This is a genomic window from Flavobacterium sp. GW821-FHT11G01, from assembly GCF_058808175.1.
This window is the reverse complement of sequence record NZ_JBXARK010000002.1, coordinates 533096-545994: the sequence shown is the minus strand read 5'-3', so window position 1 is coordinate 545994 and position 12899 is coordinate 533096. Positions and strand designations below refer to the sequence as shown.

Here is a 12899-nt window from a genome sequence, read left to right as displayed (position 1 = left end):
ATTTAATATATTCTTAATTCATTACTGCCTTTTGGCATCATAATATTCACTTTAGTATTGACGGTTTCTTTTCCAAATATGAATGTATTAACTGGTGAACTATTTGGTCGCATTTCTTCAATTTGTTCTCTTGTTCCGTAAAACAATGCACCACTCGGACAAACTGTTGCACACATTGGTTTTTTGCCCACACTGGTTCTGTCATAACACATCGTACATTTCATCATCAGATCGTATTCTTCCATTTTTTTAGGAACTCCGAACGGGCACGCCATAACACAATTAGAACATCCAATACATCTTTCAGTACTTGCGGTATGCACAACACCAAACTCATCTTGTGAAATAGCATCGGCAGGACAAACATTGGCACAAACGGGATCTTCGCAATGCATGCAAACCTGAACCGTCGTTTGAATTGTTGAAGAGCGTTCGACATAATTTACGCTGATGAGGGATTCCTGACCATTTGTTTCACATTCAGCGCAAGCCATTTCACAGGCTTTACAGCCAATGCAGCGTTGCAGATCTACAAAAAACTCTTCATTTTTATTAAAATTAGTTAAGTTCATAATGTCATTTTTATAGATTAAACACTTGCATAAGCTTCAGATTCTTTTGATGACGGCGCTATTTTTCCTGACGGATCGAGTAAACAGGCACAAACTTTAAATTCCGGTATCTTAGAAATCGGATCTAAAGTTCCGGGAGTTAATTGATTAGCAGATTTAGCTCCGGGCCAATGATAAGGAATAAAAACAGTGTCTTTTCGAATTGTTTCAACAATATTTGCCGGAAAAATTCCTTCTCCTCTTCTGGTCACAACTCTGACTAATTCTCTTTGTTTGATATTATATTTCGAAGCTAATTCCGGATGAATTTCTAACATTGGTTCCGGAAATTGATCAACCAGTTTACCAATACGGCGTGTTTGTGTTCCGCTTAAATATTGCGAAACTACACGGCCTGTCGTCAATACGATCGGATATTCATCATCAGTAACTTCGCCGGGTAATTTATAGGGAGCGGGGTTAAAATGTGCTTTTCCATCCGGAGTTTTAAACTTTTTATCTTCCCATAATCTTGGAGTTCCTGGGTGATCTTCTGATGGACAAGGCCAAAAAACGCCCATATTATCTTCTACTTTTTTATAGGTAATTCCAAAATAATCGGCTGTTCCTCCCTTTGAAGCGACTCTTAATTCATTAAAAATAGCTTCACTATTATCGTAAGTGAATTTATCTTTTTCACCCAGACGTTCGGCAATTTCTAATAATATTGAAGTATCTGTTCTTGCATCTCCCGGAGGTGTAACAGCTTGTCGAATTCGGATTACGCGTCCTTCTGCCGAAGTTGTCGTTCCTTCTTCTTCTTCCTGCAAAGAACCCGCTAAAACAATATCTGCATGACGGGCCGTTTCATTCAAAAAGAAGTCAATGCAGACATAAAACTCCAATTTCTCCAAAGCTGATCTGACATAATTATTGTTTGGAAGTGAGACCAATGGATTGAAACAAATTGAGATTAATCCTTTGATTTCATCCCTATGAATGGCTTCAATAATTTCATATGCAGTAAGGCCTTTTCCAGGCATGTCTTTTTCATCAATTCCCCAAACTTCAGAAATATATTTCCTGTGTTCCGGATTTTCAATATCTCTATTCCCTGGTAATTGATCACATTTATGACCGTGTTCTCTTCCTCCTTGTCCATTTCCTTGCCCTGTAATTGTTCCGTAACCACAATAAGGTCTTCCAATTCTTCCGGTTGCCAAAACCAAATTAATACAGCCCAATACATTATCAACTCCTTTTGAGTGATGTTCTATTCCGCGTGCGTGAAGCAGAAAACTTGTTTTAGCTTTGCCCCATAACTCGGCTGCAGCTTTGATTTTGTCTTTATCAATTCCAGTGATTTCTTCTGCCCATTCTAAAGTATAATCTTTTACCGCATCAATTGTTTCCTGAAATCCAGACGTATAATTGTCTATAAAATCATGATCCAGCATATCGTGATCTACGAGATATTTCAGCATTGCACCATATAAAGCCGAATCAGTTCCGGGTTTTACATCTAAATGAATATCTGCCGTTCTGGCTAACGGAATCATTCTCGGATCGATCACAATCAATTTTGCTCCTCGATCTCTGGCTTTCCAGATCCAATGTGTTAATGTGGGGAAGGTTTCACTTATATTGGCACCGGCTACGATAATGACTTCTGCATATTCTAAATCCGAATAATTATTAGAAGCTCTGTCTAAACCAAATGCTTTTTTGTTTCCTGCGCCGGCACTTACCATACATAGTCTTCCGTTGTAATCGAGGTTTCTGGTTTTTAAGGCAACACGTGCAAACTTTCCAACCAAATAACTTTTTTCGTTGGTAAGCGAAACTCCGGACAACATCGAAAAAGCATGTTTGCCGTATTTTTCCTGAATTCTTTTAATTTCAGAAATCGTTTTATCCATAGCTTCATCCCAGGAAACTTTTTCAAATCCTTTTCCTTCTACTCTTTTTATGGGGTGCAAAAGACGATCAGGATGATTATTTTGCAGATAACGCTGCACTCCTTTGGGACACAAACGTCCTTCATTAAAAGGAAATTCCATCCAGGGTTCAAAACCTACTACTTTATTATCTTTTACAGACAATTGAATACCGCATTGCATTCCGCAGAAACAGCAATGTGTTTTTACAAGATCATCCGGTTCGTCCCTGCCTTCGTAACCATCTTTAGGTGCATAATTTAAATGCGGACCAAAGGCTTCAATTATTTTTTCAGTTGATACAGGTAATTTTGCCATGTCTTTTTTTGTTTTTTTTTGTTTGCTTCGCCAATTCGGCTTTCAGCCTCGGGTCAGGTTTCAAGTTTCAAGTTCTCTATAGAAACTTGAAACCTGAAACTATATTTTTCTTATCCAAATAAGTTTCCACCTTCTAATCTGGCTCTTAAATGTGCCTGTGCTAAACGGGATCTTTTTCCTTCCGGACTTAAATCTAAATGTGAAGTTCCATCTTCATGCGTGAAGTCAAAACCTAGTTGTTTAGTCACGATTTTTAAATCATCAATATGAAGCTGTGTTGCAAATTCTTCTCCGGTGTGAGGGCAAACTGCCATTCCTTTTTTAATTCCTTCTTTTTTATAAATATGAGCGCCAATTTGAGCCGGACGCTGAATAATGTGAAAGAATTTTCCAAACGGAATCCATATTAAAAACATGATTACGGTAACGGCGTGAATTACAGCGAGAAAGTCATACGCAAATCCTTTCATGAATTGATAGGAATAGGTTAGACATAAACCAGTAACCGAGATGGCAATAAGCAGAATTAAGGGTAATAAATCACCTTCAAAAGTTTGTGTTGCTATTAAACCCGGATTTGTTAATCGTCTTCTTAAATAATAAACTGAACCAATTATTACCAACCAGGAAGACCAATTTAAAGCATGGAAAATTAGAAATGCGAGAAAAGACCCGATTTTAAAATCCATCATTTTAAATCCGAAAAAATGAGCTTCATAAATAGAAATAGAATTGGGTGACAATGTAAAATGTATCCATCCAAATGTTAACGGGATGGTTATTGCAAAAGCAGAAATACAGCCTAAAGCAATACAAAAATGGGCAAACCAACGGTATTTACTTCTTGGATAAATGAATTTTTGAATTACAATATTCCCCACAGATTCTTTTCCCAAAAACCATAAATGCGATAATATTTTGCCTGTGAACAAAAATTGAAGGCTTCTTTTGAAATACATCCAGGTTGGTGGTCTTTGAAGCCAAACGGAATATCTGTATACAATTCCGAAGAAAGCAAACACGGTTCCGAATAAATAAGTGATTAGCGCGGCATCAAAATTTTGCAGTTTTCTTGAGCCATAAAAAACAAAAATAATGGTCAGTGCCGATACTGCAGTTGCTATAAGTAAAGCCTTGGTATTAAACGTTTTATTTTTCATCGTTAATTAAAATTTAATGATTACTCCTTAACTCGGTTTTTCACAATTCTTACGATTATAGAACCACCAATTGATACCTGTAGCTAATATAGTAAAAATAACAACACCAATAAAGAATTGATTTACAGTGCCATTAGCAGAAATATTATTTCCAATTAGCTTAGAAAATATAAAAGGTCCAAAAGCGGCAATTGCGGCTGTCCAGCCAATAACTCCGGCTGCCTGACGTTGATTTTCAGAAAAAATAATTGGATACTGTCTAAAAGTACCGGCATTTCCAATCCCTGTAAAGAAGAACATTCCTAAAATTACTGTAACAAAAAGAGGAAATTGATCCATACTTGTTGGCGCTACTAATCCTTGTGTCACGAGAATAATTGCTCCGGCTAAAATTCCTAAACCTGTAATTGTTGTTAATATGGCGCCTCCCACTTTATCAGCAACAAATCCAAAAACAATTCGGCTTCCAGAACCAATTAATGGCCCGTAAAAAGCATAAACCAAAGGATCAGGCGCATTTGGAAAATCTCCATATAAAAATTTAATCATTAAAGGAAAAGCCGCTGATAAACCTGCAAAAGTTCCAAAAGTCATTAAATAAGTTATCGTGCAATACCAGGTATGTTTATTAGAGAAAATATCCAGCTGTTCTTTTATGGAAGCTTTCATCGGGATACTTCTTAAATAAAACCAACTCACCATTGACAACAACAATAAGAGGGGAACAAACCAAAAAGCAGCCGACTGTAAATATATTTCCTTGTTTTTAACGGCTGAATTTTGAGGATTTATATCGTTAAGTAATTTCTCTGCCAATTTCGGGTTTGCATTTGCAATAGCTTTTGCCTTGGTTTTTACTGGTAACGAAGTAAAAAGAACAACTTTATCAGCTGAATTAATTGATGTCTTAACCGAATCAATAATAGTTTTCTTTACGTTTGATAGTATTTTACTTTGTACTTCAGCATCAAGTGATTCAAAAACTTCTTTTTGTTTTTCGATTGTTGAATTCTGAAAAACGTTAATTGTTTCTTTTTGATCAATACTCGTAAATTCTGATGCTGTACCATAAATCCCGATACTTATAATAAGTGGCGTAACAAACTGAGCTACCGATACACCAAAATTCCCAATTCCGGCTTGTATTCCTAATGCTGTTCCTTTGAGTCTTTTAGGAAAAAACAAACTGGTACTTGGCATATAAGAAGAGAAATCTCCTCCTCCAAAACCGGTTGTAAAAGCTAAAACTGCAAATACCCAAAATGGTGTATTGACATTCATGACTGCAAAACCAATTCCGATTACGGGAATCAATTTAATTGCGGTTGCGAAAGAAACCACATGTCGGGTTCCGAATATTGGTAAAATAAAAGTGTGTATGATTCTTAAAAATCCGGCGGCCAATCCCGGAATTGCTGTCAGCCAGAAAAGTTGATCTTTGGAAAAATTAAATCCTAATCCGGGTAATTTAACAGCTATTACGCTCATCATAAACCATGAAGCAAATGATAATATTAAAGTAAGTGTTGTTATTGTTAAGGTTCTCCATGCAATTTTACTTCCGGCGGTATTCCAATATATTTCATCTTCAGGCTCCCATTTGTCTAACCAAGTTTTCATATTATTCTTTGTTTATTGTATTAATTATCTTCTATATCTCTGTTAAAATCTGGTGATTTAATTCGCATTGCTTTTATAATCGTTCGGTGCATCCAAAGCAAACAAAGAACTGATACTACGAAAATGAATATCCAGGAACTCGTCCATAAGCCAGTAGCATTAAGCAGATAACCAAAGATTATGGGGCCGAAAAAACCACCGAGGCCGCCAATTAATCCAACCATTCCTCCAACGACTCCAACTTCATTTGGAAAATATTCCGGAATGTGTTTGTAGACTGCGGCTTTTCCAATTCCCCATGAAATTCCGATCAGGATTACCAAAACCACATAGACCCAAAGATTGGCGCTAAACTTAATTTGGGTAATTCCTTGTGCTAACAATTCTTTCTTTTTTACTTCCTGATTTTGTTTTACAATTATTTCCTGCCAGGAATTTTTTACCGGAAAAATTGAAGTTTCGTTTTTGTTGCTAGTTTGTTTCTCTGAAATTTTATATGTTTTTCCCTTTACTATTATTTCATTAGCAGAAACTTCGGTAATAATTCCATTTGTAGAAGCCAACACTCCCGGACCAGTTGTAAACACTTCCATTTTTGGAAACATCAATAAAAAACTGATTATGATTGAAGAGCCCAAAACCCAATACATTACTTTTCTGGCTCCGAATTTATCAGACAAATAACCTCCAAAAGCCCTGATTACGCCAGATGGCAGACTAAACATAGTTGCAAACATTCCGCCCATAACTAAAGAAGTATGGTAAACATTCATAAAATTGGGTAAAAGCCATTGTGAATAAGCTACGAAGAAACCAAAGACTAAAAAATAATAAGCTCCAAAACGCCAAACGCGGATATTTTTAAGTGGAGACAATAATTGTGTCATTGATTTTGAAGCTGCCTGATTGGTTTTGTTTTTTGCAACGACAATAAAAAGCAATCCTATAATTACTAAAGCCCCGCCATAAATAACAGGCAAGGTTTTCCAGCCATTTATTGGATCTTTTTCTGAAAGATTATTCAATAAAGTTGGGGCAATAAAAGTAGTAATAGCCGCGCCTGCATTTCCCATTCCGAAGATGCCTAAAGCTCTGCCCTGCCAGCTTTTTGGGTACCACACTGATGTATAACCAATACCAACCGCAAAACTAGTTCCCACTAATCCGAAGAAGAAGCTTAGAACTGCAAAACTCCAAAATGAATTAGCCAATGGAAGTAAAAAAAGAGGAATAGAGCACAACAATAATAAAACTGTAAAAACAATTTTACCACCATATTTATCTGTTAAAATACCAATTGGTAGCCTGAATATTGAACCGGACAAAATAGGAATTCCTAAAAGCCAACCCGTTTCTACAACTGTCCAGTTAAAAATACCTTTGTCTACAAGGTAAGTCACAAGAACTCCATTTAGTGTCCAACAAGCAAAACAAACGGTAAAAGCTAGTGTGTTTAAAAATAAAATTCGGTGAGATTGAGATAAACCGCTCATAAAAGGCTTTTAAAATATACTTAACTAATGAGACTGTTTGTTCTCATTTGAAGCAAAATTATAGCCTTGTGTTCTGGAAGAAAATGACATATATCATATAAAAGATATTTTTGTCTTCTATATTGATTAAAATAAAAGCTTGCCTCTTCTTCATTTTTAGAGACAAGCTTTTAATAAATATTCCTATTATAAATGAGTTTTAATTTTTTCTATCCATGTCTTTTGCATATTCCGGAGATTTCTCTTTCATTAAATTAACCACTACTCGATGCATCCAAATAAGGCATACTAAGGAAACAGCTAAAATAAATACCCAGGAACTCGTCCAAAAACCGGTAAAGCTTAATAAATATCCGAAAATAATGGGGCCGAAAAAACCTCCTAAACCGCCCAGCATACCAACCATTCCTCCAATTACTCCTACTTCATTTGGAAAATAATCAGGAATATGTTTATAAACTGCAGCTGCTCCAATTCCCCAGGCTGCACCAATTAAAATAACCAATGCCAAATAAATCCACATATTGGCTTCAAAATGAATCTGGGTTATTCCTTCTGCCAATAAATCTTTCTTTTGAATTTGTTGATTTTGTTGCACGACCACTTCCTGCCATGATTTTTTTGAAGGTAAAATTTTACTGTGTTTTGCCTCTTTGTCCTCTTTTGTAATGGCATATGTTTTATCTCCAACCACAATCTGATCTTCTGAAACCTTTGTCACTGTTCCCGCCTTAGAAGCCAAAAGACCGGATCCCGCGGTTGTAATCTCCATCTTCGGAAACATTAATAAAAAGCTTAAAACGACGGAAGAACTTAATACCCAATACATTACTTTTCGTGCTCCAAATCGATCCGATAAAAAACCACCATAGGCCCGAATTACACCTGTTGGTAAACTAAAAAATGATGCAAATAAACCTCCTGTGACTAATGTTGTATGGTATACATTCATAAAATTAGGCAATAACCATTGTGAGAAACTAACAAAAGAACCAAAAACAAGAAAATAATAAAGTCCAAAACGCCAGACACGAACACTTTTTAATGGCTGTAATAATTCTTTAACTGTTTTTGATGTTGCTTCAACTTTTTTATTGGTGGTAAAAATGAGAAACACAATTCCGGTTACTAATAAAGCAATTCCATAAATAATGGGAAGCCATTTCCATCCGTTTTCCGGATCATTTTCTGTGAAATTATTAAGCAAAGTTGGTGCTAAAAATGTTGTCAAAGCTGCTCCTGAACTTCCCATTCCAAAAATGCCCAATGCTCTTCCCTGCCATTCTTTTGGATACCAAATCGAAGTATATCCTACACCTATGGCAAAACTGGTTCCCACCATTCCAAAAAGAAAACTCAATATAGCAAACATCCAAAAATTCTCTGCAAAAGGAAGTAAAAATAATGGGATCGAACTTAAAATAAGCAAGCATGAAAATACTGGTTTTCCTCCGTATTTATCGGTTAAAATTCCCATTGGCAATCGCATAATGGAACCTGTTAAAATCGGGATTCCTAACAGCCATCCTATCTCGACGACACTCCATTCAAAAATACCACGATCATTTAAAAAGGTAACCAAAACCCCGTTGAGTGTCCAACAGGCGAAACAAACCATAAAACCAAGTGTATTGAAAAAAAGAATGCGATGAGATTGCGAAAGATTTGCCATAGAATATAGTATTTAGGTAGATTATTTTTCAAAAACACAAATCGCTATAAGTCAATCAAAAAAAGTATATTTTTTGCTAATGAAATTGAGCATTATAAAATTAAGCAAAATTATATTACTAAATAACTAAATACCAACTATTTAAATCTATAAAACTTTTGAGTTTCACTTTTTTTTTGAATATTAATTCTATTTCTGAAATGTTTGAAATAAGGACTTTAATTTTTTCCAAAAAGGCTCTTAAAATTTTTAATTATTGCATTTTCAGACGTTTTTACATCAGTTTAAAAAATTAACTAATTAATTAAAGCATAAAAAATAAGTATAAAATACTACATTTTAAAACGTTGTGCGAATATCAATTTAACATTTTTTTTGTTTTAAAAATACATTTAAATTACTAATAATCAAATAATTAAATATTTAAAAATTTTATTTCGATCTCCATTTATGCTTATAAATAAAAAAATATTAAGTTTTTTTTGGTTTTTATTATATTAAAATTAACTTTGTCTATAGGATTAGTAGAGTTTAAAATCATATTTAAAACCAAAAAAACTATATTTTGAAAACAACCGAAAGCATATCGTATTTAAATCTTCAAAAAAAATATACTTATAACAGATTTTGTTATATGTGCTTCTGTTGCTAAATCTCAGCAAGATTTTTTCGTTAACGATTTTCTTTTCATTCTAAATCGGAACCAAAAACGAAACTATTTAACACTCACCAAAAATATTCTTATTGAAAATTCCAAAAATCTATCTAATACATTTTGTGTTGATACGATTCTTGAAACTATACCTATAAATCAAAAAAATAATTAATAACTAAATAAACTAAAATGAAAAAGATGCATAGCTGCTGTATATAAATAAAAAAAGCCATTTCTGCGGCAACAGAAATGGCGAGGCTTAAAGAATATTTATCGCTAAATCAAGACCACATTTAGAGTGCTGAAAAATCAGTGCCCAGGGCGCCTTGTTAATTACTTAAACCAGTACAAAGAAATGAAAAAAAATTTAAAAATATACTCAATACTATTTCTCCTGCTTCTGACGGCAGGGGTTAATGCTCAAAATACGACGCCGTTAATACAATCTAAATTGGACGGAACTATTGTAGATGATGTTACAAATCAGCCTATTATTGGAGCTTCAGTTGTTATTAAAGGAACAACACACGGAGTTCAAACCGATGCAGAAGGAAAATTTTATTTTCAAACCGGTCAGAAATTACCTTATACTTTAATCATAAGTTATATTGGATATAAAAAAACCGAAGTTATTGTCGATAAAAATCCAATAACGATAAGTATTAAAGAAGAACGCCAGGAACTAGATGAATTAGTAGTTGTTGGATATGGTTCTCAGAAGCGAAAAGACATTACCGGTTCTGTCGCTTCTGTTCCAAAAGCAAATCTTTCGCAGGTTACCTCATCAGCAGATAATTTATTACGTGGTGCTATTCCCGGAGTGGTAGTTACGCAAAGTTCAGGACGTCCCGGGGCCTCTTCAAGTGTACGTATTCGTGGAGGAAACTCCATAACTGCGGGTAACGAACCCTTGTATGTTGTTGACGGAGTGTTAATTTACAATGATAATAATAACAGTACAGCCGGAGTAGCTTACGCCGGAGCAACTGTCAATGTGTTATCTACTATTAATCCAGGTGATATCGAATCGATTGAAGTATTGAAAGATGCCTCTGCCACCGCTATTTATGGATCACGTGGTGCCAATGGTGTAGTTATTATTACCACTAAAAAAGGAACAAAAGGTCAGGATAATATTTCGTACCAAGGCTATTTTGGATTCCAGAATGTTTCGAAAAAATTAAATGTTATGAATGCCAGCCAATGGGCAAGTTTACGTAACGATGTTCAGGCAAGTATTGGTCAGGCACCTTCTTTTTCTGCAGCTCAAATTGAAGCTTTTAAAACTTCAGGAAGTTATGACTGGCAAGATGCAATTTTTAGAACTGCAGCGCCAGTTCAAAATCATCAATTGTCTTTTTCAGGTGGAGATGAAAAGTCCAGATATGCAATCTCAGCAGGTTATTTTCAACAGGAAGGAATCGTAATTGCTTCTGATTTTAAAAGAATTTCGCTTCGTGTGAACTACGAAAAAAATTATTCGCAAAATTTTAAATTTGGTGTAAATGCAAACTACAGTAACTCCGTTGCAAATGGTATCGGAACAAACGGTGGTTCTTCTGCTGGTAGACAGCCAAATCCATTAGTTGTTGCTTTGTATCAACCTCCAGTGGTTCCGATTAAAAATCCGGACGGAAGTTATAATCTAACAAATAACCCTTACGCGACTGCAGTTAACGGAATTATACCTAATCCGATTAATGATTTGGAGAATACCATTAATGAAACTAAAATCAACAGAATTTTGACGAGTTTATTTGGTGAATATAAAATAACCAAAAAACTTACTGCAAAAGTTGCTGTAAGCGGGGATGTTCTGGATACCAAACAAAATTATTACGCGCCATCAACCACCACTACCGGAGCCGGAACAAAAGGTTTAGGTTCTGTTGGAGATCGTTTAGTAAGTTCAGTATTAAATGAAAACACCTTAAACTATAATACTAATTTCGGTGAAAATCATAAGTTCTCCGCTTTAGCCGGATACACACTTCAATACACTGAAGGTGAAGTAGTAAATGCTGGTGCAAATACTTTTGTAAATGATGCCAATACTTACAATGCACTTCAGGATGGTGTGCCTGTAAAACCGTATACGGATGCCTTTGAAAGTGTTTTGAAATCGTGGCTAGCCAGAGTTAATTATTCTTATAAAGGAAAATACAACTTCACTCTTTCGGGGCGTGCAGATGGTTCTTCAAGATTTGGGTCAGAATCACTTTGGGGTTACTTCCCTTCTGCAGGATTTTCATGGAATATTACAGATGAAGAGTTTGCCAACAACATCAAAGGTGTAACTGAAGCCAAATTAAGAATAACAGCCGGAACAACAGGAAATCAGGAGATCGGAAACTATCTTTCTCTGGCTCAAATGGGGTCTGTTAATTATTCTTTTGGAGGCACATTATATACAGGTTTAGCTCCTACCCGATTGTCAAATCCGGATTTGAAATGGGAAAAAACAAATCAATATAATATTGGTTTAGACTTATCCTTATTAGATCGAAAAATCAACTTTGTATTTGATGTTTATTACAAAAAAACAAACGATTTGTTAATCAATGTGCCGGTTCCGTTAACTTCAGGATTTGCAACTGTTCTGCAAAATATTGGTGGGGTTGAAAATAAAGGTCTTGAAATTGGTCTGATCACTGAAAACATTAAAACAGATCATTTCTCATGGAACTCTAACTTCGTTTTCTCAACTAATAAAAACAAAGTAGTCGCTATTGGAAATGGGGTTGATCAGTTTTTTCCGGTAGTTCCAAACGGATCTTTATTACAACAACAACCTGTTACGGTAAAAGTTGGTTTGCCTTTGGGAACTTTCTGGGGATACAAAACCAATGGAATTTTCCAGACTCAGGAAGAAGTAAACACACAACCAAAGATAAACAGTTTAGCCAATACAAAAGTGGGGGACAGAAAATATGTTGATACCAACGGAGATGGTGTAATTACTGCTCTTGACAAAGGTAACCTTGGATCATCTCAACCAAAATTTGTCGGAAGTTTTAGCAATACGATTTCTTACCACGATTTTGATTTGAATTTCTCTTTTCAGGGTGCTTATGGCGGAAAAATCTTCAATGCTCTGAATCAGCAATTAGAAATTTCAACTCTTGGAACCAATGCTAATGTTACGCTTGAAGACCGTTGGACACCAACAAATCCAAGTAATGAAATTCCGAGAGCAACAAGTTCTCCTCTTGGAATCGTTTCAGAACGTTATGTAGAAGATGCTTCTTTCTTAAGATTGAAACTGATCACCTTAGGTTATACTTTGCCTAAGAGCATTTCAACAAGATTAAAAGCAAAGAGCATTAAGTTCTACGTTTCTGCAGAGAACTTAATTACATGGACAAAATACACTGGTTACGATCCAGAGGTAAGTTCATACGAACAAAATAACTTATACCCGGGAATTGATTTTGGTTCTTATCCAAACTCTAAAACATTCATTTCGGGCTTGAACATAACTTTCTAAGTAAAA

At 35.2% G+C, this 12899-nt stretch carries 7 protein-coding genes; 1 reads left to right on the top strand and 6 read right to left on the bottom strand.

The features are described from left to right. Nucleotides 1–2: 2 nt before the first annotated feature. The 6 genes from AC1RRN_RS06145 to AC1RRN_RS06120 form a co-directional block, all read right to left on the bottom strand. Nucleotides 3–572 carry a 4Fe-4S dicluster domain-containing protein gene (locus AC1RRN_RS06145; protein ID WP_492966463.1) on the bottom strand — a complete coding sequence of 190 codons (570 nt, stop codon included), beginning with the start codon at nucleotides 570–572 and terminating at the stop codon, nucleotides 3–5. Between the two features lie 17 nt (nucleotides 573–589). Next, nucleotides 590–2806 (bottom strand): molybdopterin oxidoreductase family protein, encoded by a 2217-nt coding sequence (locus tag AC1RRN_RS06140; RefSeq protein ID WP_492966462.1) that lies wholly within the window; start codon nucleotides 2804–2806, stop codon nucleotides 590–592. Between the two features lie 110 nt (nucleotides 2807–2916). After that, a complete protein-coding gene (locus AC1RRN_RS06135) occupies nucleotides 2917–3966 on the bottom strand; it encodes an MFS transporter (protein WP_492966461.1) in 1050 nt (349 codons plus the stop codon). A 27-nt stretch (nucleotides 3967–3993) separates the two neighbouring features. Next, entirely contained in the window at nucleotides 3994–5586 is a 1593-nt protein-coding gene (locus tag AC1RRN_RS06130; RefSeq protein ID WP_492966460.1) for a magnesium transporter MgtE N-terminal domain-containing protein, read from the bottom strand. 20 nt (nucleotides 5587–5606) lie between these two features. Next, complete coding sequence (locus AC1RRN_RS06125; RefSeq protein ID WP_492966459.1) at nucleotides 5607–7079, bottom strand: MFS transporter; 1473 nt, start codon at nucleotides 7077–7079, stop codon at nucleotides 5607–5609. A gap of 199 nt (nucleotides 7080–7278) precedes the next feature. Then, nucleotides 7279–8751, bottom strand: coding sequence for an MFS transporter (locus AC1RRN_RS06120; RefSeq protein ID WP_492966458.1), 1473 nt, complete (start codon nucleotides 8749–8751; stop codon nucleotides 7279–7281). A gap of 1010 nt (nucleotides 8752–9761) precedes the next feature. Between AC1RRN_RS06120 and AC1RRN_RS06115 the strand changes: the two genes are divergently transcribed. Continuing rightward, nucleotides 9762–12893 carry a SusC/RagA family TonB-linked outer membrane protein gene (locus tag AC1RRN_RS06115; RefSeq protein ID WP_492966457.1) on the top strand — a complete coding sequence of 1044 codons (3132 nt, stop codon included), beginning with the start codon at nucleotides 9762–9764 and terminating at the stop codon, nucleotides 12891–12893. Nucleotides 12894–12899: the final 6 nt, after the last annotated feature.

What these genes read in the sequence shown, in the direction of transcription:
- AC1RRN_RS06115 (WP_492966457.1), top strand. Translation starts at nt 9,762, where the DNA reads ATGAAAAAAAATTTAAAAATATACTCAATACTATTTCTCCTGCTTCTG.
- AC1RRN_RS06135 (WP_492966461.1), bottom strand. Translation starts at nt 3,966, where the DNA reads ATGAAAAATAAAACGTTTAATACCAAGGCTTTACTTATAGCAACTGCA.
- AC1RRN_RS06145 (WP_492966463.1), bottom strand. Translation starts at nt 572, where the DNA reads ATGAACTTAACTAATTTTAATAAAAATGAAGAGTTTTTTGTAGATCTG.
- AC1RRN_RS06120 (WP_492966458.1), bottom strand. Translation starts at nt 8,751, where the DNA reads ATGGCAAATCTTTCGCAATCTCATCGCATTCTTTTTTTCAATACACTT.
- AC1RRN_RS06125 (WP_492966459.1), bottom strand. Translation starts at nt 7,079, where the DNA reads ATGAGCGGTTTATCTCAATCTCACCGAATTTTATTTTTAAACACACTA.
- AC1RRN_RS06140 (WP_492966462.1), bottom strand. Translation starts at nt 2,806, where the DNA reads ATGGCAAAATTACCTGTATCAACTGAAAAAATAATTGAAGCCTTTGGT.
- AC1RRN_RS06130 (WP_492966460.1), bottom strand. Translation starts at nt 5,586, where the DNA reads ATGAAAACTTGGTTAGACAAATGGGAGCCTGAAGATGAAATATATTGG.